The organism is Paenibacillus sp. FSL R5-0345 (genome assembly GCF_000758585.1).
Classification (GTDB): domain Bacteria; phylum Bacillota; class Bacilli; order Paenibacillales; family Paenibacillaceae; genus Paenibacillus_AQ.
The window spans coordinates 6,325,916-6,346,450 of record NZ_CP009281.1 but is presented as its reverse complement, the minus strand read 5'-3'; the positions used below and the strand labels follow the sequence as shown (position 1 = coordinate 6,346,450).

At 46.3% G+C, this 20,535-nt stretch carries 22 protein-coding genes and 1 riboswitch; all 22 genes read left to right on the top strand.

Going from position 1 to position 20,535, the window contains the following annotated elements:
* Positions 1-107: 107 nt before the first annotated feature.
* Positions 108-1,292 (top strand): FtsW/RodA/SpoVE family cell cycle protein, encoded by a 1,185-nt coding sequence (locus tag R50345_RS28075; protein WP_042131381.1) that lies wholly within the window; start codon positions 108-110, stop codon positions 1,290-1,292.
* A gap of 83 nt (positions 1,293-1,375) precedes the next feature.
* Entirely contained in the window at positions 1,376-2,131 is a 756-nt protein-coding gene (spoIIR, locus tag R50345_RS28070) for a stage II sporulation protein R (RefSeq protein WP_081954213.1), read from the top strand.
* A 209-nt stretch (positions 2,132-2,340) separates the two neighbouring features.
* Entirely contained in the window at positions 2,341-3,579 is a 1,239-nt protein-coding gene (locus tag R50345_RS28065; protein WP_042132538.1) for an L-threonylcarbamoyladenylate synthase, read from the top strand.
* Between the two features lie 126 nt (positions 3,580-3,705).
* Positions 3,706-4,278, top strand: coding sequence for a manganese efflux pump MntP (locus R50345_RS28060; protein WP_042131380.1), 573 nt, complete (start codon positions 3,706-3,708; stop codon positions 4,276-4,278).
* Between the two features lie 47 nt (positions 4,279-4,325).
* Positions 4,326-4,913: a low molecular weight protein arginine phosphatase gene (locus R50345_RS28055; RefSeq protein ID WP_042131379.1), complete on the top strand. Its 588-nt coding sequence runs from the start codon at positions 4,326-4,328 to the stop codon at positions 4,911-4,913.
* A 48-nt stretch (positions 4,914-4,961) separates the two neighbouring features.
* A riboswitch (ZMP/ZTP riboswitch) is annotated at positions 4,962-5,044 on the top strand.
* Between the two features lie 74 nt (positions 5,045-5,118).
* Entirely contained in the window at positions 5,119-5,703 is a 585-nt protein-coding gene (locus R50345_RS28050; RefSeq protein WP_042131378.1) for a TIGR01440 family protein, read from the top strand.
* Positions 5,704-5,816: 113 nt separating this feature from the next.
* Entirely contained in the window at positions 5,817-7,064 is a 1,248-nt protein-coding gene (gene glyA, locus R50345_RS28045; protein ID WP_042131377.1) for a serine hydroxymethyltransferase, read from the top strand.
* 422 nt (positions 7,065-7,486) lie between these two features.
* Positions 7,487-8,116: a uracil phosphoribosyltransferase gene (upp, locus tag R50345_RS28040; RefSeq protein ID WP_042131376.1), complete on the top strand. Its 630-nt coding sequence runs from the start codon at positions 7,487-7,489 to the stop codon at positions 8,114-8,116.
* Between the two features lie 60 nt (positions 8,117-8,176).
* On the top strand, positions 8,177-9,337 hold the full coding sequence (gene wecB, locus R50345_RS28035; protein WP_042131375.1) for a non-hydrolyzing UDP-N-acetylglucosamine 2-epimerase: 1,161 nt from the start codon (positions 8,177-8,179) through the stop codon (positions 9,335-9,337).
* A gap of 178 nt (positions 9,338-9,515) precedes the next feature.
* A complete protein-coding gene (locus R50345_RS28030) occupies positions 9,516-9,749 on the top strand; it encodes an AtpZ/AtpI family protein (protein WP_042131374.1) in 234 nt (77 codons plus the stop codon).
* A complete protein-coding gene (locus R50345_RS28025) occupies positions 9,742-10,119 on the top strand; it encodes an ATP synthase subunit I (protein WP_042131373.1) in 378 nt (125 codons plus the stop codon). Before R50345_RS28030 ends, R50345_RS28025 begins: the two co-directional genes overlap by 8 nt.
* A 29-nt stretch (positions 10,120-10,148) precedes the next feature.
* Complete coding sequence (gene atpB / locus R50345_RS28020) at positions 10,149-10,916, top strand: F0F1 ATP synthase subunit A (RefSeq protein WP_042131372.1); 768 nt, start codon at positions 10,149-10,151, stop codon at positions 10,914-10,916.
* 104 nt (positions 10,917-11,020) lie between these two features.
* A complete protein-coding gene (gene atpE, locus R50345_RS28015; protein WP_039877624.1) occupies positions 11,021-11,233 on the top strand; it encodes a F0F1 ATP synthase subunit C in 213 nt (70 codons plus the stop codon).
* Between the two features lie 97 nt (positions 11,234-11,330).
* Complete coding sequence (gene atpF, locus R50345_RS28010; RefSeq protein WP_042131371.1) at positions 11,331-11,819, top strand: F0F1 ATP synthase subunit B; 489 nt, start codon at positions 11,331-11,333, stop codon at positions 11,817-11,819.
* Entirely contained in the window at positions 11,816-12,367 is a 552-nt protein-coding gene (locus R50345_RS28005; protein ID WP_042131370.1) for a F0F1 ATP synthase subunit delta, read from the top strand. The genes atpF and R50345_RS28005 overlap by 4 nt, the downstream gene beginning before the upstream one ends.
* Positions 12,368-12,378: 11 nt before the next feature.
* Positions 12,379-13,890, top strand: coding sequence for a F0F1 ATP synthase subunit alpha (gene atpA, locus R50345_RS28000; protein WP_042131369.1), 1,512 nt, complete (start codon positions 12,379-12,381; stop codon positions 13,888-13,890).
* A 153-nt stretch (positions 13,891-14,043) separates the two neighbouring features.
* Positions 14,044-14,913, top strand: coding sequence for an ATP synthase F1 subunit gamma (atpG, locus tag R50345_RS27995; RefSeq protein ID WP_042131368.1), 870 nt, complete (start codon positions 14,044-14,046; stop codon positions 14,911-14,913).
* 260 nt (positions 14,914-15,173) lie between these two features.
* Positions 15,174-16,574 carry a F0F1 ATP synthase subunit beta gene (gene atpD / locus R50345_RS27990; RefSeq protein ID WP_042131367.1) on the top strand — a complete coding sequence of 467 codons (1,401 nt, stop codon included), beginning with the start codon at positions 15,174-15,176 and terminating at the stop codon, positions 16,572-16,574.
* Positions 16,575-16,678: 104 nt separating this feature from the next.
* The gene (locus R50345_RS27985) at positions 16,679-17,095 is read left to right on the top strand and encodes a F0F1 ATP synthase subunit epsilon (RefSeq protein WP_042131365.1); all 417 of its coding nucleotides are present in this window, start codon (positions 16,679-16,681) and stop codon (positions 17,093-17,095) included.
* Between the two features lie 196 nt (positions 17,096-17,291).
* Entirely contained in the window at positions 17,292-17,549 is a 258-nt protein-coding gene (locus R50345_RS27980; RefSeq protein ID WP_042131364.1) for a DUF1146 family protein, read from the top strand.
* A 200-nt stretch (positions 17,550-17,749) separates the two neighbouring features.
* A complete protein-coding gene (murA, locus tag R50345_RS27975; protein ID WP_042132537.1) occupies positions 17,750-19,126 on the top strand; it encodes a UDP-N-acetylglucosamine 1-carboxyvinyltransferase in 1,377 nt (458 codons plus the stop codon).
* Positions 19,127-19,360: 234 nt separating this feature from the next.
* The gene (gene spoIID, locus R50345_RS27970) at positions 19,361-20,512 is read left to right on the top strand and encodes a stage II sporulation protein D (RefSeq protein ID WP_042131363.1); all 1,152 of its coding nucleotides are present in this window, start codon (positions 19,361-19,363) and stop codon (positions 20,510-20,512) included.
* The last annotated feature ends 23 nt before the right edge of the window (positions 20,513-20,535 follow it).

Genomic DNA, 20,535 nt, shown 5'->3' with positions numbered 1-20,535 from the left:
TACATTACATAAATTTGGAATTGTAACCTCAAATGCTCTACAATAGAAAGGAGCGACCTTCCTCGGGTGAGGACGGTTGGAACCTTAATAGAGTAAGGGGTTTACGTATGCTTGAAAAGCTCAAGAAAATCGATAGTGTGATCCTTATTGTTCTAGTTATGCTGATGGTCATTAGTATTTTTTCCATATATAGCGTGACTAATGGTAGATTAGTTCAGAAACTAGAGGGCTTCCATTTACAAATGCTGAAATACTATATTGTTGGGTTTGTAGCTTTCTTTGTGCTTACTTTTGTGGATTACAGGATATTTGTGAAATATGCTCTTTATATTTATATTTTGGGTATAGGTCTGCTGGTGTCAGTAAGTTTTTTTGGTAAGGTGAAGAACGGTGCACAACTGGGGCTGGAGATAGGCGGTCTTAGCTTTCAACCTGCGGAGCTTTTTAAGTTGATATTGATTCTTTTACTCGCGTCCATTCTGGTCCGTAAACAAGGGGCTACCTTAACCTTCTGGAAGGGAGTCGTCCCGCTGGCGCTTCTTACATTGCTCCCTTTTGCTATAGTGATTGTACAGAATGATCTGGGGAATGCGCTAAGCTACATCGTTATATTGATCGGACTTCTGTGGATCGGGAATATCAAAATTTCACATGCGCTCATCGGGCTAATTATAGTTGGCGGATTGGGTCTTGCAGGAATTCTGAGCTATATACATTATCATGATGAAGCGGTTCATTTTTTTGAGGAGACCCTTGGCAGGAAGCATTTAGTAGATCGTTTTGATCCATGGCTCGTACCTGATTTGGCGTCAGATGATGCAAGCTATCACACGAAAAATGCTAAAGTAGCTATTGCCTCCGGAGGGATGAGCGGCGAGGGGTACATGCAAGGAAGCTCTGTGCAGAGTAACCGTGTTCCTTATACCTATTCGGATGCTATATTCGTACAGATTGCGGAGGAGTTTGGGTTCGTGGGTTCAGCGCTGCTGTTGTTACTATTCTTTATTCTTCTTCATCGGATGATATTGATTGCCCTAGAGAGTAGGGAGCGCAGCGGCCCATTTTTGATTATTGGAATTACGGCCATGCTGCTATATCAAATCTTAGAAAATATTGGAGCTTTTATCGGTCTAATGCCGCTTACGGGAATTACACTTCCATTTATCAGCTATGGAGGCACGTCACTTTTAATCAATATGGCCTGTATGGGGATTGTAATGAGTGTGCATCTTTATGGGCGGGATGTTGAGGAAGATTCGCAGCTGCCTAAGGCGCTTGCTTTAAAGTTATAGATTTAATAGATTCATAGGTTTGCAGTCTCTCATCTCTGGACATACTACTAGCATGAGTGTTAAGAGGAGAGGGGCTGCAACAAATGAACGATAATCATATGGATAAAAGAGATTCCTTACGTGTAACTTTTAAGTATACTGCCATTTTAATTTGTTTTTTTATGATTGTTATCATGGCCTGGGAGGGTCAAAAAACCGATGCGGCAGTAGCCGAAGTAACCATTCCACAGGATTCTATCCGGCTGCGTATTTTGGCGAATTCGGACGGAACACAAGATCAGCTAGTGAAACGGCAAATCCGTGATACCATCGTGGAGCAAATGAACCAGTGGGTTACTGCACTGGAGGATCCGCAGAGTTTAGAACAGGCACGCGCTTTAATTAGAACCCATCTGCCAGAGCTTAATGCACTGGTTGGCTCGGAGCTGGAGAAACGTGGTATTCAATACTCCTATAAAGTGGAGCTCGGAGTGGTTCCTTTTCCGACTAAATTATACGGCGGCACAGTTTATCCGGCTGGAGAGTACGAGGCTGTACGGGTTACGTTAGGTGAAGGGAAGGGTCAGAACTGGTGGTGTGTACTGTTTCCACCGCTGTGCTTTATCGATGCAGGCTCCGGAGATGCGGCAGCACCTGCTCCTAACAAAGGGGCGAAGACTGTCTCGGCTGCTGGGACAGATAGCGGAGTTAAGGTGCAACCAGCAGTAGGAACAGCTGTACAAGCAGATTCTTCGGCAAAGGATGCAGCGGCAGCGGATTCTGCAGAGCCAGAGGTGCGGTTCTTCGTTTGGGAGCTGCTGCAAAATCTTTGGAACTGGATTTCGGGATTATGGTCGTAATTGCTGAAGCTAGCTCTTTGGTTTTGGCGGAAATGGTCTATAGTTTTGAACCTAGATATGTTACTATTTCATAAGTAGATCGACTGCGGCTCCTTCATTGGGGCCGCTTTTTGGTAAGATTAGAAGGAATGGATATTCTGAGTATTTATTCTAAGTTTGCTAGAAAAGCTAGTGTTCAATATATATCCTGTAGAAAGCCTGTGATGAGAATGAATGAACCAAACGATCCTTTATTCGCTGTTCAGCGGAGGAGTGAAAATAGGGATGAGACTGTTTATTGGGAGCTGGATTTGTTGGAACATACAGCTCCGGATTCAGATGTGCTTCAGCCAAGCGAAGAGAATAAGCTAGCTATAGTGGAGGCGGCAGCCATGCTTCGCGAAGGAGGAACGGTTGCTTTTCCAACCGAAACGGTCTACGGACTCGGAGCAGATGCACGGAATACAGCAGCGGTTGAGGCTGTTTTTGCGGCAAAAGGGCGACCGTCTGACAATCCCTTAATCGTGCACATTGCCGATTCAGGTGCTTTGGAAGAGTTGGTTACAGAAGTGCATCCTACGGCTGCAGCGTTGATGGATGCATATTGGCCTGGACCGCTGACAGTTGTGCTTCCTGTTCGTGCGGGTGTTTTGTCGCCTTGTGTGACGGCAGGCTTGGACACGGTGGGTGTACGTATGCCTGACCATCCGGTAGCTTTGGCGCTGATCAGTGCAGCGGGCTGTCCTGTTGCGGCACCAAGCGCTAACCGTTCGGGTCGTCCGAGTCCGACCTTAGCTTCGCATGTGATGGAAGATTTGTCCGGATATATCGATGGTGTTCTTGATGGCGGCGCCGCGGGAGTTGGACTGGAGTCAACCGTAGTGCAGGTGCAGCCGGATGGAAGGGTTGCCGTGCTGCGCCCCGGCGGAATTACTTCAGAGCAGTTGGCTGCTGTAGTAGGGGCAGAAGCAATTGCTGCTGAGCCAGCTGCGGTTAAGGAATTTGGAACTTCCGAAGCGGTGGAAGTTCCAGAGGGCACTGCACCGAAGGAACATTCCGGTGCAGAAGCTGCCGACAGCTCGGCGCCGCGCGCGCCGGGCATGAAGTACACGCACTACGCGCCGCGCGGCTGGCTCGGTGTAGTGCGCGGATCTTCCCCGCAACGTGTTGCGGAAGAAGCCGCGAGTCTACTTCAGGCGGCGCAACTGAGCGGCGAAGTGACGGGCTTACTCCTCTTCGAGGAGCATAAGCCCTTCTATCCCGCCGATCCTGCCGCCTGCGTTCTCTCCCTCGGCTCGTTATCCTCGCCGGAGGAAGGTGCACGCTCCCTATATGCCGCGCTGCGGCGCTTCGATGAAGCGGGAGCGACTTACATCTTGGCCGAGGCTTGTCCGTATACGGGCCTCGGCGCTGCCATTATGAACCGGCTTATGAAAGCCGCCGGTGGTTCCGTGATTGACGCCGGATAGTTACGGCGCCTAGTCTACCCAGCGTAGCACCGCTTATTCTAAGCTGAAATCTCCTATGAAGTCATGATTACCTCCTTGTCCGCATATCGTTGTTGTACAAGATATTTCGGACTTGGGGGGTTAAGCATGGGCATAGGAGATGTATATGCCGGTTGGGGGCAGACGGTTACCATTGCCATAATGGCGATTGCATTAGGAATGGATGCTTTTTCGCTCGGTGTAGGTATCGGGATGAAGGGGATTCGTCTGTTGCATGTTCTGCAAATGAGTGTGCTCATTGCTTTTTTTCATATGCTGATGCCTCTTCTGGGTTTATTAACGGGAAGTTATGTCGGGCAGTTGCTAGGTCAAGTAACGACTTATGCCGCCGGAGGACTTCTTGTGCTGTTAGGCGGACATATGGTGTATAACTCCTTTCGTCCGGAAGTAGTAGGTACGCGAGCTATGAATCACCGAACCTTATGGGGAATGCTGCTTCTTTCACTCAGTGTGAGTGTGGACTCTTTTTCTGTTGGGGTATCCTTAGGGATGTTTGTAAATGGTGTCCTTCTGACCATACTAGCTTTCGGTGTCTGTGGAGGTCTGATGTCGATTGTAGGCTTACTTCTTGGGCGGCATGTCAGTCGTGGGCTCGGGGATTATGGGGAAGCGCTGGGCGGGGCTATTTTATTGGGGTTTGGCTTGCTATTCATCTTTTGATACAATAACGGCATTACAATATTTTAATTTCATGGGGGTGCAAAAGCATGCTGCATATTTTATTCGTCTGCACCGGTAATACATGCCGTAGTCCTATGGCTGAGGGGCTTTTACGAAAGCTCGCGAAGGAACGTGGAATCGACCTGGAAGTGCGGTCTGCAGGTGTATCCGCCATTTCCGGCACTTCTATATCGAGACATGCTGCAGCTATTTTGCAGGAAGAAGGCATTCATGATCATTTGGAGTCGTCGCAATTAACAGGGCAATCCGTTGCTTGGGCCGATCTTGTGCTGACCCTGACCAGTGGACATAAGCAGCATTTGCTACAGTATTTTCCGGATGCCGTAACCAAAACATACACATTGAAGGAATATGTGCATAACGAAGAAGCTGTGACTGAGGATATTAAGGAATTGGACAGCCTATATGCAGATGCTGAGTTGAGTATTGCTCTAGGCGGTGAACCCAACGCAACGGATCTGCAGCGAATGATTGAAATCCGCCAACGGATTCCGAGCTTTGATATTTCCGATCCTTTTGGGGGTACACGTGAGGATTATGAGCTTACTGCTGCTGAAATTCGCACTGCGCTGTTTAGTTTGCTAGATAAACTGGAATCTTTACGCCATATGTAAATGGTTGATTTTCGGTCCGCTTTGCTTTAAGATGAAAATACAACTAATCGGTTCCGATGTAACTGGCGACAAATGTGGATCAAACCACGATGGAGCATCGGAATAAACGGCCGGTCGCCTGGGCAAAAGAGCAAATCCGCAGCTACCTGCGGACTGCTCTTTTTTGTTTAAATAAAGCTTGTTTGAAGCTTGAGGAGGTTGAGTGATGGACGAAGTTGTGGATCTATCTTTAACTGAAGCCACCGTCACTGTGTTAAAGGAGTTGGCGGAAGCTGGTAACCTTGGATCAGGTAAAGTTGTTGTCGTTGGAGTTAGCACAAGTGAGGTCGCTGGTGTCCGAATTGGAACCGGTGGTGCGCTTGAAGTCGCACAGCAATTGCTCGAAGGGGTCCGTTTGGTCGCAGCGGAAAAAGGATTTCATCCCGTTTATCAGTGCTGCGAGCATCTGAATCGTGCGCTTGTAATGGAACGCTCTTTGTTAGAGTCGCTTGGGTTAAAAGAAGTTTCAGCTGTACCCATACCGGGGGCTGGAGGTTCGATGGCGGCTGCTGCCTATCGCTCTATGAAAGATCCTGTTTTGGCGGAAACAATAGAAGCGCACGCGGGTTTAGACATTGGTGAGACGCTTATAGGGATGCATTTACGCCGGGTAGCGGTTCCATTTCGACCGACCTTACGCTACATTGGAGCAGCTAGGGTGAATGCAGCCTGGACCAGACCCCCTCTTATTGGCGGCGAGCGTGCTGTTTATCGAGCTCCAGAGCAGAGTGGTTTACAGAGTTGTGATTAATAATTTGGTTTTATATTTTTTGCAGAAACGCAGACCTAAAGCCTTATTATGGCGGGCAAATCGTTTCTACTTAAATACAACATATCTACACACACTAGGGAGGAAATAAGAACATGGAACAATTACGTAAGAGTGACCCGGCAGTACTGGAAGCGATGGAACTGGAACTGAAACGTCAACGTGCCAACATTGAGCTTATTGCCTCAGAGAATATCGTTAGCGAAGCCGTAATGGAAGCTATGGGCTCGGTGCTTACGAATAAATATGCAGAGGGCTATCCAGGCAAACGTTATTATGGTGGCTGTGAAGATGTAGATATCGTTGAGAATTTAGCTCGTGATCGTGCAAAAGAATTGTTTGGTGCGGAGCATGTTAACGTACAACCGCACTCCGGAGCACAAGCGAATATGGCTGTTTATTTGGCGGCGCTAAACCCGGGTGACACTGTTCTTGGTATGAACTTGGCGCATGGCGGACATTTAACGCACGGTAGTCCAGTCAATGCTTCCGGATTGCTGTATAACTTTGTTGCCTATGGTGTGCAAGAAGATACTTTCCTGATTGATTATGATGAAGTACGTAAAGCAGCCTTTAAGCACCGTCCTAAATTGATTGTTGCTGGTGCAAGTGCGTATCCACGGATTATTGATTTCGAAAAACTTGGTGCTATTGCCAATGATGTCGGCGCTCTGTTTATGGTAGATATGGCCCATATCGCAGGTCTTGTTGCTGCTGGCCTTCATCCAAGCCCGGTACCTCATGCTCATTTTGTTACAACTACTACACACAAGACTTTACGCGGTCCTCGCGGAGGTATGATTATGTGCAGACAGCCATGGGCTGCTGCGATCGATAAAGCTGTATTCCCTGGTTCCCAAGGCGGACCACTGATGCATGTCATTGCGTCAAAAGCAGTTGCGTTTGGTGAAGCCTTGCAGCCTTCCTTTAAGACTTATGCTGAGAATGTAGTGAAGAATGCAAATGTTCTTGCGGAGACGCTGATTAGCGAAGGGGTTAACATTGTATCCGGTGGTACGGATAACCACTTGATGTTGCTTGATACCCGTAACCTGAACATTACCGGAAAAGATGCGGAAAAAGTACTAGATTCCATCGGAATCACCGTGAATAAAAACGCAATTCCATTTGATCCTACGAGTCCTTTTGTAACTAGTGGTATTCGTATTGGTACACCTGCAGTCACTTCCCGTGGTATGGACGAGCAAGCAATGGTAGTTATTGGCCGCATTATTGCTAATGTTCTGAAGAATCCTAAGGACGAAGCGAAATTGGCAGAGGCAGCTCGTCAAGTTGCTGATTTGACAGACCAGTACCCACTTTATCCGGAACTGAAATACTAGTTCTTATTTGTATTCATTAATGAGTTCACCTCTATCAAGTCCTGATTTTAGGATTTGGTGGAGGTTTTTTGTTGTTTATTGTTCACAATATTACATAGGGAATGGATGGGAAAACGATGAAATTGTTTATGAAAGTTCATGGAACTTTCATAAACAATAGTGAAAAAAATGTGAATAGTATGAAAAAGTAAAACTTGCACAACATAATCTAGGTTTTATAAGTGAAAGGTTGATTGTTTCAACCAATCATTACCTTTCAGGTCAAGGATATACAATAGGAATGTGTTCAATATGGATACAAGTGCCTTTCTAGGTGAAATGAAGCGAAGGGAATGCTATAATAGACAGGATTTAGCCACTGAGAAGCAAAAGCGCTTTCTGAGGTTATAGACAAGACTTACAATTACCGGAGGGACATTAAAATGGGAAAATTGGTGATTTGCGATCATCCTTTAATTCAACACAAACTAACATTTATTCGCGATGTAAGAACAAACACAAAGGATTTTAGAGAGCATGTTGATGAAGTTGCCACATTGATGGCTTATGAGATTACACGTGATATTCCTCTAGAGACCATTACGGTACAGACACCGGTCACTGAAACGGAAAGTAAAGTGATTTCGGGAAGAATGCTTGGGCTTATTCCTATTCTTCGTGCGGGCCTAGGGATGCTTGAGGGCGTTCTGAAGCTTCTCCCTGCTGCTAAAGTAGGACATGTTGGCTTGTTCCGTGATCCGGACACACTTCAACCGGTTGAGTATTACATTAAGCTTCCTACAGACGTACAGGAACGCGAGCTAATCGTAATCGATCCAATGCTGGCTACAGGGGGATCTGCGATTGCTGCTATTACCTCGTTGAAGAAGCGTGGCTGTACACAAATTAAAATGATGAACTTGATTGCGGCTCCAGAAGGTGTTGCTGCAGTTCAAGAAGCTCATCCAGATGTAGATATTTACGTAGCTGCGCTTGATGATCATTTGAATGAACATGGATATATCGTTCCGGGACTTGGCGATGCGGGAGACCGTTTGTACGGAACTAAGTAAATAGCAATTCGTGATTAGGGATATGAAATATTTGAATTTTTTGATGAGAGGGTAGGGGTTATGTCCAAAATTAAAGTGATGACTGTTTTCGGAGTGCGCCCCGAGGCGATCAAGATGGCTCCTCTAGTTCTTGAACTAGAGAAGCATCCTGAGCATATCGAATCAATTGTTTGTGTAACAGCACAGCATAGAGAACTCCTTGACCAAGTGTTGGAAGTGTTTAAGATCACTCCTGATTACGATCTGGATGTGATGAAAGACCGTCAGACGCTGAATGAGATTACTATTCGTGTGCTTGAAGGCTTGGAGCCTGTACTGAAAGAGGTTAAGCCTGATATCGTACTGGTGCATGGGGACACATTAACAACGTTCCTTGCGAGCTATGCCTCCTTCCTGCAGCAAATTCAGGTTGGGCACGTAGAAGCAGGACTTCGGACATGGAACAAACTGTCTCCTTATCCTGAGGAAATGAACCGTCAACTAACAGGTGTATTGGCCGATCTGCATTTTGCTCCGACCGATTGGTCAGCTAGCAATTTGAAACACGAGAACAAAAAAGAATCAAGTATTTATATCACAGGCAACACCGTAACCGATGTGTTTCAATATACCGTACAGCCGGATTATCGGCATCCTGTTTTGGATTTTGCTTCAGGAAAAAGACTTATTTTGATGACTGCTCACCGCAGAGAATCGCAAGGTGAACCGCATCGTAATATCTTCCGAGCTGTTAAAAGAATCGCTGATGAATTCGAAGATGTAGCCATTGTTTATCCTGTGCATCCGAGTCCTGCTGTTAAGGAACCTGCACATGAAATTCTTGGTGGACATCCAAGAATTAAGCTGATTGATCCGCTGGATGTCGTGGATTTGCATAATTTTTATCCGCATACCCACTTGATTTTAACCGATTCCGGCGGTTTGCAAGAGGAAGCTCCTTCATATGGAGTTCCCGTCCTTGTGCTTCGTGATACGACGGAGCGTCCTGAAGGGATAGATGCTGGAACGCTGGAGCTTGTGGGCACGGACGAGGAGAAGGTGTATGAACGGACACATGCTCTTTTGACTGATAATGAGCTCTATCAGTCGATGAGTCGGGCCGCCAACCCGTACGGAGATGGCAAAGCCTCCCGACGAATTGTCAATGCGATTTTGCACCATTTCGGTGTAAATAAGGAACGTCCTGAAGAGTTTCACAGAATGTTCACAAAAAATAAATAATTTCATTTAAAGTAATATCTGAGCTGATTAAAAACACCATACAGTCAAACTGTACGGTTTATATGGTTTTGGAACATTTTGCTGTGATTATTTTCATGTTTTCAAGGGTTTTTAGGCAATGTTCAATGAATTGACAAAGTCTCCAGAAATTCAGTAAAATTAGTTGGGATTGTAGCCAATGAAAGAACAAAATAGCAGTGACAGCTTGTTACAGACCGCGCTTATCATTGGAAGTGCAGGCACTATACTCGCCGCTTACATTGTTATTGGTTTTTTTGCGGCAAGGTGGCTGAAAGACCTGATGGAGGGTCCGAAATATTGGCTCGCCATTGGCACAATAACCGGAATGATTCTGGGGATTATGAACGTCGTCCTGTTAATTAAAAAATTTTTGGGGGAGCAGAATGGATAATATGACTCCCATGATCAATACCGTCACTAGAGTTACGCTCGTCCTTATGGCAGGACTCTTAATGGGCTGGGCGCTTCATCATGAGACCAGGGAGACTACGCTGGGCATGACTCTGGGTCTGGTGGCGGGATTGGTAAACTTTCGTTATCTGGCCGTCAAGGTTCGACGGGTAACGCAGTCGATTGCGAGCAACGAAGGGAATGCCTTCAGCCTCGGTTTTGTTACACGGATTAGCTTTGCAATTTTGGTCACCATGTTCGCGGTCAAAATTGAGCATTTCTCCCTGGTAGCAACTGTTTCGGGCGTATTCATTCCTCAGCTTCTCGCCATTCCTGCGGGGATATATCTGAGTGTGAAGAACAAACTTTAACCAGATTAAAGAGAAAGGGGGATGATACTATGCATGAGATGCCGAAAATCTTTGTCGGGGGAATACCGATAGATATATCAGCCGTATTGATGCTTCTGATCAGTTGTACAGTAGTATTTGTACTGGTGATGCTGTCGGTTCGTAAGCTTTCGGTTGAGAATCCATCTAAGCTTCAGAATTTTATGGAATGGGTTGTTGAATTTGTAGAGGGTGTCATTAGCAGTGCCATGGACCTGAAGAAAGGAAAACCTTACATATCTTTGGGGCTAACGTTGATTCTGTTTATCTTTGTTTCCAACCTTCTTGGATTGCCTTTCTCAGTTGTAACTGAAGCACATGGACCTGTAACTGTGTTTGGCCATGTGATTGAAGCAACCAAGAACTTGGCGCATGGTGATCATGTTGAGATCTTATGGTACAAGTCGCCGACTGCTGACATTAATATCACTGCAGGATTGGCAATTATTGTGTTTATACTGATGAACTTCCTGGGCATTAAGCTCAATGGAAAGCATTATTTCAAACACTATATTGAGCCGTTTCCAATCTTTTTGCCACTGAACATTATCGAGAACTTGGCAAAACCAGTAGCTTTGGCTATTCGTCTATTTGCTAACATTTTTGCCGGAGAAGTACTGATTACAGTCATTTTGAAACTGGGGATTCTCAGTATTCCGTTCCTGGCTGTATGGCAAGGCTTCAGTATTTTCGTCGGGGCACTACAGGCGTTTATCTTTACGATTCTGACGATGGTTTATATCGCACAGATGACGATTCACGAAGAAGAAGCACATTAATGAACTGCTGCGAAGAGAACGGCTATCGTCTGATTTTCTTTCGCGGGAGATATCTTATATCATTAAACACAATATGAACCGAAATTAAAGGAGGATATTTACAAATGGAATTTTTAGCAGCAGCAATAGCGGTTGGATTGGGTGCACTTGGCGCAGGTCTTGGTAACGGTATGATCGTTAGTAGAACAGTTGAGTCCATCGCTCGTCAGCCAGAAGCTCGTAATGCCCTACAAACAACAATGTTTATCGGTGTAGGTATCGTCGAAGTTATTCCGTTGGCAGCAACAGTTATCGCATTCCTGATCATGTTTTCTTAATAAACCGTATTTACGGTTTGGCGGGGACGGCCAGTGCCATCCGCGCCTTACTTTTGTATACGTCCGCATGACGCGGTAACGGAAGGGAGTGACCTCAGTGGAAATTGTTTGGACAAACATCGTATTTTCAATTGTAGCCTTTGGGATTCTATATTTCTTGCTCAGTAAGTATGCGTTCAGCAAATTGTTCGCAGTGATGGAGAAGCGCCGTGAGCTGGTAATGCAGCAAATGGATGAAGCTGCGAAGACTAGAGAGCAAGCGGTCGCGTATGTGGAAGAGCAGAAGCAAGCGCTGAACAGTGCACGCCAGGAAGCTCAACAGATTATTCAACAATCGCAAATTACTAGTAATCAACAGGTAGAACAAGCTTTGGCGCAAGCTAAAGTTGAAGCTGCACGCGTCAAAGAAGAGGCCGTGCGCGATATCGAGAACGAGAAGAATAAAGCAGTGGAAGAGTTGCGCAGCGAAATTGGAACGGCATCTGTTCGTATTGCTTCTAAACTTCTTAAGAAAGAAGTTAGCGCTAGCAGTGAGCAGGAGCAGCTTGTGAACCAATACCTCAATGAGGTAGGAGGCCGATCATGAGCCGCGATACGGTAGTTGCCAAGCGCTACGCTAAAGCATTGTACAGTGCAGCGGTAGAGAAGGGGATTACCCTTGAAGTAGAAGAACAGCTCAAGGCAGTGGTCGAAGTATTACACTCAGACCTAGAGGTACAGCGGTTTATTCTTGCACCACGTATCTCGGAGTCCGACAAGCTGAAAGTGCTGCGCACAGCACTTCAAGATAAGCTCTCTCCTATCGTGATGAACATTGTAGAACTGTTAGTAGAGCGGGGCAGAACCGATATTTTTGCCGAACTGCTGGATACGTATATCAAGATTGAAGGAGACGCTCTTGGCATTGGTGATGCTAAGGTATACTCCGTTTATTCTTTAAGTGAAGAAGAACAAGCGGCTGTAGCTGCAGAATTTGGCCAGCTCGTAAACCGTAAAATCCGGGTTACGAATGTGGTAGATCCAAGCCTGCTGGGAGGACTGAAAGTTTATATCGGCGATACGCTGTATGACGGCAGTCTGTCTAGTAAATTGGAACGTCTCGAGAAATCCTTTAATGATAAGCATAGAAGATAGGGGTGAGGATATTGGGCATCAGACCTGAAGAGATCAGCACTTTGATCAAAAGTCAAATTGAGCAATATAAAGCCGATATCGAAGTTGCCGAAGTGGGCACCGTCATTCAAGTCGGAGACGGTATCGCTCGTGTCTACGGTCTGGAAAACGCAATGGCAGGCGAGTTGCTAGAGTTCTCCAACGGAGTAGTGGGCATGGCGCTCAATCTGGAAGAAAGCAACGTCGGTGTTGTTATTCTGGGTGAGTACAAGGAAATTCGTGAAGGCGATCAAGTAAAACGTACTGGACAAATCATGCAAGTTCCAGTGGGAGAGGCCCTTCTGGGTCGTGTAGTTAATGCACTCGGTATGCCGCTAGACGGTAAAGGCCCTATTCAAACGACGGAGTTCCGTCCGGTTGAGAATAACGCTCCTGGTGTTATTGACCGTAAATCGGTTCATGAGCCAATGCAAACTGGCCTTAAAGCGATTGACGCGATGGTACCAATTGGTCGTGGACAACGCGAACTTATCATTGGTGACCGTCAAACTGGTAAGACTGCAATCGCAATCGATGCGATTATCAACCAAAAAGGCAACGGCATGAAATGTATTTATGTTGCCATTGGACAAAAACAATCTACAGTAGCACAGGTTGTAGAAACTCTTCGCCGTCATGGCGCGTTGGAATATACAATCGTTGTAACTGCTTCGGCTTCCGAGCCATCCCCACTGTTGTATATTGCTCCATACGCAGGTTGCGCAATGGGCGAATACTTCATGTACAAGGGCGAACACGTATTGATCATTTATGATGACCTTTCAAAACAAGCTTCGGCTTATCGCGAATTGTCCTTGCTGCTTCGTCGTCCACCGGGTCGTGAAGCATTCCCTGGTGACGTGTTCTACTTGCACTCCCGTCTTTTGGAGCGTGCGGCTAAGCTTAGTGATGAGCTTGGTGGTGGTTCATTAACCGCGCTTCCGTTCATCGAAACACAAGCATCTGACGTATCGGCTTACATTCCTACGAACGTAATCTCGATTACAGATGGTCAAATCTTCCTTGAGTCTGATCTGTTCTACTCTGGACAACGTCCGGCAATCAATGTCGGTATCTCCGTTTCCCGTGTAGGGGGTTCCGCTCAGATTAAAGCGATGAAAAAGGTAGCAGGTTCGCTTCGTTTGGATCTTGCTCAATATCGTGAACTTCAAGCATTCTCACAGTTTGGCTCAGATCTTGATAAATCCACGCTTGCTCGTCTGAATCGCGGAGCGCGTATGATGGAAGTTCTGAAACAAGGTGTAAATCAGCCGTTGTCTGTTGAGCATCAAGTGCTTAGCTTGTACACAGCTGTAAAAGGGTATTTGGATGATATTCCTGTTAAGGACGTAAAACGTTTTGAAAAGGAATTCCTTGCTTACATGGATAGCAGTGCTGCTGAAGTTGCTCAATCCATCAGAGATACCAAGGATTTGACAGCCGATAACGAAGCCGCTCTTAAAGCTGCAATTGATAAATTTAAAAGAGGCTTTGCTACTAGCTAATATAGATCGCGCGTAAACAAATCTTATTAAGTGAGCTTTGGCACTGCCGAAGCTCAGGCTATTACTTATAAAGTTAGCTTTGAATTGGTCAAAGCTAAGAAGATGCTTACGAAGTTAGCTTTGACTCCGTCAAAGCTCTAAGGTGGTGAAATCATGGCAAGAAGCATGCGTGATATTAAACGTCAAATTAAGAGTGTTCAAAACACAAGACAGATCACAAAAGCGATGGAAATGGTAGCTGCCTCCAAGCTGAGAAAAGCTCAGGAGAAGGCGATTGCCGCCCGTCCTTATGCTGAGAAGCTGAAAGAGGTTGTATCGAGCATTGCTGCCGGTACAGAAGGCGTTCAGCATCCTATGCTGGTCAGTCGGCCTGTGAAAAAAACTGGTTATCTTATCGTGACCTCTGATAGAGGGCTTGCGGGTGGATACAACGCTAATATTTTACGTAAGGTGACGATGCTCATCGCGGAACGCCATAAATCCAAAGATGAGTACGCCTTGTTCGTTATCGGTCGTAAAGGCCGTGACTTCTTACGCCGCCGTGAATATCCGATTGTACAGGAGGTTACTGAGCTATCGGATGCGCCGAAGTTTGCTGACATCAAGTCTATCGCTAATTCGGCAGTACAACAGTTTGTAGATGGTACGTATGATGAGCTGTACGTTTGTTATAACCAATTCGTCAATGCGATTACCCAGATTCCAACTGTTGATCGATTGTTGCCTATGGAAGGCGTAGGAAATCATGAGCATCATGAAGCGACTGCAAATTACGAATATGAACCTTCACCAGAAGGCGTACTCGAAGTGCTACTTCCGAAATACGCTGAAACTTTAATTTATAGCGCAATTCTGGATGGCAAGGCCAGTGAGCTGGGTGCGAAAATGACAGCGATGGGCAGTGCAACAAAGAACGCGTCGAAAATGATCGGAGAACTTACCCTTACGTACAACCGTGCCCGTCAGGCGGCAATTACGCAGGAAATTACCGAGATCGTGGCCGGAGCGAACGCTCAGTCTTAAAAATACAAGAACAGTTAAGCACTGTGCTTGACTTGCCTTGTATTTTACGAGAAACAGTGCCGCATGGAGCGATACAGAGTATCGCCCGCTTCTGGAGTATGGCTCCTTAAGAACGGCACTGCAGTTCTTCTTAAAATATAAGAAAGTATGGGTTTTCACTATACAAAATGCTTATATTTCTACGAGAAACGGTTGTCATCTTTATATGACGACAACGTCGTTTCTTCTTGACGTAACAGCTTTCGAGGAGGGAAATGAAGATGAACAAAGGACGCGTTGTAAGCATTATGGGTCCGGTTGTCGATATTGAATTTGAACGCGGCCAGTTGCCCGAGATATTCAACGCTATCAAAATTGAAACCGTCTTGGACAATGGTCGCCAGATTAACCTAACACTTGAGGTTTCCAATCACTTGGGAGACAATTTGGTACGTTGTATCGCGATGTCTTCTACAGATGGTCTGGTTCGTGGACTGGATGCGATTGACCAAGGTGGTCCTATTTCGGTTCCTGTAGGGGAAGCGACATTAGGTCGGGTATTTAACGTACTTGGAAATCCAATTGATAACGCTGGTGAAGTTGTTTCCGAAATAAAGAACCCGATTCACCGTTTGGCTCCGACATTTGATGAATTGTCAACACAAGCCGAAATTTTGGAAACGGGTATTAAAGTTATCGACTTGCTCGCACCTTACGCTAAAGGCGGTAAAGTTGGTCTGTTCGGCGGTGCCGGTGTAGGTAAAACGGTAACGATTCAAGAATTGATTAATAACATTGCCCAAGAACACGGCGGTATTTCCGTATTCGCGGGTGTGGGTGAACGTACTCGTGAAGGTAATGACCTTTATCACGAAATGACGGACTCCGGCGTTATTAAGAAAACAGCAATGGTGTTCGGACAAATGAATGAGCCCCCAGGCGCGCGTCTGCGCGTAGCTTTGACCGGTCTTACTATGGCGGAATATTTCCGTGATGTAGAAGGCCGCGATACGCTGCTCTTTATCGATAATATATTCCGCTTTACCCAAGCGGGTTCCGAAGTATCCGCTCTTCTCGGACGTATGCCGTCCGCGGTAGGTTACCAACCAACCCTGGCTACTGAAATGGGTCAGTTGCAAGAGCGTATCACTTCTACCAAAAAAGGCTCCGTTACTTCCATTCAAGCCATCTACGTACCAGCGGATGACTACACTGACCCTGCTCCGGCAACGGCGTTTGCTCACTTGGATGCAACAACTAATCTTGAGCGTAAGATTTCCGAGAAGGGGATTTTCCCAGCGGTTGATCCACTGGCTTCCAGCTCGCGTTTGCTAGCTCCGGAAATTGTTGGTGAAGAGCACTATAATGTGGCACAAGGTGTTAAACAATTGCTGCAACGTTATACCGAACTTCAGGACATCATTGCCATCTTGGGTATGGATGAATTGAGTGAGGATGATAAGGTTATCGTAGCCCGTGCTCGTAAAGTTGAGCGGTTCCTGTCGCAGCCTTTCCACGTAGCTGAACAGTTTACCGGCTTCAAGGGTAAATACGTGCCAATCAAAGAAACTGTACGTAGCTTTAAGGAGATTCTGGATGGTAAGCATGATGATCTTCCAGAAGCAGCGTTCCTTTTCGTAGGTACAATCGAAGAAGCGGTTGAAAAAGCGAAATCGATGTAACACTGAGCTAAGTGAAATGCTTTCGAAGCGAGCTTTACTTTGTAAAGCTAAGTGTATGCTTTCGATGAGAGCTTTACTTCGTAAAGCTTTAAGGAGGAATGGAAGTGAATACCTTTTTGTTGGAAATTGTCACGCCGGAGCATCTCGTCTATTCTAAACAAGTGAATAGCTTGACAGTACGGGGAGTCGAAGGCGAGTTGGGTATTTTGCCTGGACACATTCCGCTTGTGACTCCACTTCAGGTTGCTCCGTTATCCGTCAAATCGGACGGTGTTACGATTTCCATCGCCGTTCATGGCGGGTTCGTTGAAGTGCATAAGGACAAGGTAACAGTGCTGGCCGAAAGTGCCGAGCTGCCAACAGATATTGATGTTGAGCGCGCCGAAGCCGCTAGAGAACGGGCTCAACGCCGTCTCCAGACTCGTAGCAAACAAGATGATATCGATCACCGCCGTGCGGAGTTGGCGCTGCAACGCGCTGTTACACGGATTAAAGTGTCCACTGGTAAAGGACAACAGTAGGTTATTAGCGGTCAAGCTCTAAGCTTGACTGCTTTTTTTATTATAGTAATCTATGTATTTAAGGTTAAGATTTCTTCATTTTCTTGGATATTGGCATTGAATTGTTTAAAAATTTGTAAAAGTACTGGATTCTTTTGCCCTGCACAAGTATGATATAAGAGTCGATTTCCGAGTAATACGAACACGGAGGGTTAGCATGGGGGATATATTGTCCAATGGATGGTCTAGTGCAGCTGGAACCAGCAGCATGATCTCAATGATTGTTTCTTTGCTCAGTGTTGTATTATCTTGGTGGGCATTGCAGAACCTTAAGCTGGATTTGGTCATAAGATATCCCAAGAGTCCTCAGGGAAGGCTGCTGCACTTGCTTCTGGCCATTGTACTTGGTCGTTTAGTTGCAGGATTCTTTCTGGATTACCTTAGCTGGAGTGGGATGATCCGCTATATGTTTTAGGAATATGTAGTTTGGTTATAAGTGTCATAGGTCGCAGTGGTCAAAAAGTGTCGAATAATAAGGTTTTATTATGTCAACACTGAACTTTAAGGAACATGCCCGGTTAAAAGGGCATATTGATGGAGTATGCGAATTTTTTTGCAATTACTTTTAATCTAAAAAATAATTTAAGAAATAATGGACGCGGAGGGAAACCGAAAATGAGCAAATTTATCGTCCGCGGTGGCAACAGATTGACCGGGAGCGTGAAAGTTAGCGGCGCAAAAAATTCCGTATTACCGATCATAGCCGCCTCTCTATTGGCAGAAGAAGGAGTAAGCGTCATTGTGGACGCACCTCCGCTTGATGATGTAATGACGATCTCAAAAATGCTGGAATCTTTGGGTGCAGGGGTTACATATCAAAACGATATTATCCAGGTGGATGCTACAAACATCACTTCCTGTGAAGCACCTTATGAATGGGTACGAAAAATGCGGGCGTCTTTTTTAGTCATGGGACCTCTGTTATCTCGGCTTGGTCAGACAAGAATTTCTTTGCCTGGCGGCTGCGCCATTGGCACACGACCGATAGATCAACATTTGAAAGGATTTGAAGCGCTTGGTGCGGAGATTAGTCTCGGCCAGGGCTACATTGAAGCGAAAAGTAACGGTCGCCTGCGCGGAGCTAAAGTGTATTTGGATGTAGCTAGCGTGGGTGCGACCGAAAATATAATGATGGCTGCAACACTAGCCGAAGGTGTGACCGTGATTGAGAATGCGGCCAAAGAACCTGAAATTGTAGACCTAGCCAACTATTTGAACGGCATGGGTGGAATCGTGCGCGGTGCAGGAACTGGTGTTATCCGTATTGAAGGTGTTGAACGCCTGCATGGCGTTAAGCATCATGTGATTCCTGACCGTATTGAAGCCGGCACCTATATGGCTGCTGCAGCAATTACAGGTGGCGATGTATATGTGGAAGGCGCAATCGCTGATCACTTGGGACCTGTCATTGCTAAAATGGAAGAGATGGGCGTAACCATTATTCCTGATGAGAACGGGGTTCGTGTAATTAGTGACAAACCTCTTAAAGCTGTTGATTTGAAGACTTTGCCGTATCCAGGCTTTCCAACGGATATGCAGTCACAAATGATGGCATTATTGCTGCGCTCTGAAGGTACTAGTGTCGTTACGGAAACTGTATTCGAGAACCGATTCATGCATGTGGACGAATTCCATAACATGAATGCTGAGATTAAGATCGAAGGTCGCTCAGCAATCGTTACAGGTAATGCACAATTGGTCGGAGCCAAAGTATGTGCTACGGATCTACGTGCGGGAGCTGCGCTTATTTTGGCAGGTCTGGTTGCTGAAGGTACTACTGAGGTAAGTGGAACTCATCATATTGACCGTGGATACGTACATTTGGCTGAGAAGCTGTCTGGACTAGGTGCGGAAATTTGGCGTATTTCCATGGAAGACACAGCTGTACAAACAGTGAAGGATGAAACTCTTAAACCAGAAATTGCCAAGAGTGAATCGAATAAAAGCGAAGAAGTTAAACCTCGCTTTCAGGTTCAAGCAACTTGGGTATAATATCAGTCATTAGGTGAGATCAGGCTGCAGTGATGCGGCCTGGTCTTTTTTATTGTTAAGAATGTATCTCTAAATCCTCATCTAATGGGGATTTTTTTCGTTTGTATTTCTCAAACACGGGGCATAGTGGTAGATACGAGAATGCTACTCTCTTTCTCTCAAATGTTGTTCTAGTAGTTGCTGAAAATTCATATCTATAAGAATCAACAGTGACTCACGGAAGGAGCCATAGAGATGAAAGATTTCCACTACTTGCGACGTAACAAGTCAACGCGCTGGCACTCGCGTCCCCTTGGTCCCCGGCTCAGGCGACTTGGTCCCGTCGCCTGGTTCGCAGCGCCTATCCTGGCGGCGCTGCTGATTCCACTGGTGGTTGTCCCGCTGCACCGGGGACAACCGACGCCTCCGGCTCTGCCGGCGGTTACGGCCGCACCGGCCGCACCCGCAGGGCCGGAGGCGGCTGCGCAGGAAGCGGCGCAGCCGAAGGTCTCCGTCTATTTGTCGCGTAGCGGACAAATAGAGACACTGCCGCTGGAGGAATACGTCAGCGGCGTGCTTGCGGCCGAGATGCCGGCCAGCTTTGAGCTTGAAGCGCTCAAAGCGCAGGCCGTAGCGGCCCGCACCTTTATCCTTCGCCGCCTGCTGGCTGGCGACAGGAGCGGCGTCCCCGTTCCGGGGGCGGATGTAACCGATACGGTAAGCCATCAGGCTTACGTATCTAAGGACACGCTGGAACGGGAGTGGAAGCTCGGCGGAAGAAGCGCCGATCTCGCTAAGCTTCAGCGCGCGGTCCTTGAGACGCGCGGTGTCATTATGACCTATAAAGGGCAGCCGATTACGGCCTCCTTTTTCGCCTCCAGTGGAGGATATACGGAGAACTCGGAAGAATACTGGAATGCGGCAATTCCCTATCTGCGCAGTGTGACGAGTCCTTGGGAGAAAGAGATTACGCCAAACTATGCGGTGACAACGACCTTCACCATTTCGGAAATACTTACTAGACTTGGGTTAAACGACAGCGTAATCCCTGCTTCCAAAGAAATGACCCATTCAGTCCCAACTAAGAAGATATCTACTTCTTCTGAATTGCCGGTAGAAGTGTTGTCTCTTACCACTGGACATCGGGTTAAAGAAATCTCTATCGGCGGTACTATTTTTACTGGAAGAGAAGTAAGAGAGAAGCTAGGGTTACGTTCCAGCCAATTCAGTTGGGGTCGAAAAGGGAACAAAATCTTTATAACTACCTTCGGAAATGGGCATGGTGTGGGAATGAGTCAGTGGGGAGCAAATGGAATGGCCAAGGAAGGCGGAACGGCTACTCAAATTCTCAAACACTATTACAGTGGTATCTCTTTTACGCAAATCTCAACTCTTCTGAAAAAATAACTTGAAAGATACGTATAAAAGAT

Excerpts from the sequence above, each read along its gene's own strand:
- R50345_RS28075 (WP_042131381.1), top strand. The coding sequence starts at position 108 with ATGCTTGAAAAGCTCAAGAAAATCGATAGTGTGATCCTTATTGTTCTA.
- spoIIR (WP_081954213.1), top strand. The coding sequence starts at position 1,376 with ATGAACGATAATCATATGGATAAAAGAGATTCCTTACGTGTAACTTTT.
- R50345_RS28065 (WP_042132538.1), top strand. The coding sequence starts at position 2,341 with ATGAATGAACCAAACGATCCTTTATTCGCTGTTCAGCGGAGGAGTGAA.
- R50345_RS28060 (WP_042131380.1), top strand. The coding sequence starts at position 3,706 with ATGGGCATAGGAGATGTATATGCCGGTTGGGGGCAGACGGTTACCATT.
- R50345_RS28055 (WP_042131379.1), top strand. The coding sequence starts at position 4,326 with ATGCTGCATATTTTATTCGTCTGCACCGGTAATACATGCCGTAGTCCT.
- R50345_RS28050 (WP_042131378.1), top strand. The coding sequence starts at position 5,119 with ATGGACGAAGTTGTGGATCTATCTTTAACTGAAGCCACCGTCACTGTG.
- glyA (WP_042131377.1), top strand. The coding sequence starts at position 5,817 with ATGGAACAATTACGTAAGAGTGACCCGGCAGTACTGGAAGCGATGGAA.
- upp (WP_042131376.1), top strand. The coding sequence starts at position 7,487 with ATGGGAAAATTGGTGATTTGCGATCATCCTTTAATTCAACACAAACTA.
- wecB (WP_042131375.1), top strand. The coding sequence starts at position 8,177 with ATGTCCAAAATTAAAGTGATGACTGTTTTCGGAGTGCGCCCCGAGGCG.
- R50345_RS28030 (WP_042131374.1), top strand. The coding sequence starts at position 9,516 with ATGAAAGAACAAAATAGCAGTGACAGCTTGTTACAGACCGCGCTTATC.
- R50345_RS28025 (WP_042131373.1), top strand. The coding sequence starts at position 9,742 with ATGGATAATATGACTCCCATGATCAATACCGTCACTAGAGTTACGCTC.
- atpB (WP_042131372.1), top strand. The coding sequence starts at position 10,149 with ATGCATGAGATGCCGAAAATCTTTGTCGGGGGAATACCGATAGATATA.
- atpE (WP_039877624.1), top strand. The coding sequence starts at position 11,021 with ATGGAATTTTTAGCAGCAGCAATAGCGGTTGGATTGGGTGCACTTGGC.
- R50345_RS28005 (WP_042131370.1), top strand. The coding sequence starts at position 11,816 with ATGAGCCGCGATACGGTAGTTGCCAAGCGCTACGCTAAAGCATTGTAC.
- atpG (WP_042131368.1), top strand. The coding sequence starts at position 14,044 with ATGGCAAGAAGCATGCGTGATATTAAACGTCAAATTAAGAGTGTTCAA.
- atpD (WP_042131367.1), top strand. The coding sequence starts at position 15,174 with ATGAACAAAGGACGCGTTGTAAGCATTATGGGTCCGGTTGTCGATATT.
- R50345_RS27980 (WP_042131364.1), top strand. The coding sequence starts at position 17,292 with ATGGGGGATATATTGTCCAATGGATGGTCTAGTGCAGCTGGAACCAGC.
- murA (WP_042132537.1), top strand. The coding sequence starts at position 17,750 with ATGAGCAAATTTATCGTCCGCGGTGGCAACAGATTGACCGGGAGCGTG.
- spoIID (WP_042131363.1), top strand. The coding sequence starts at position 19,361 with ATGAAAGATTTCCACTACTTGCGACGTAACAAGTCAACGCGCTGGCAC.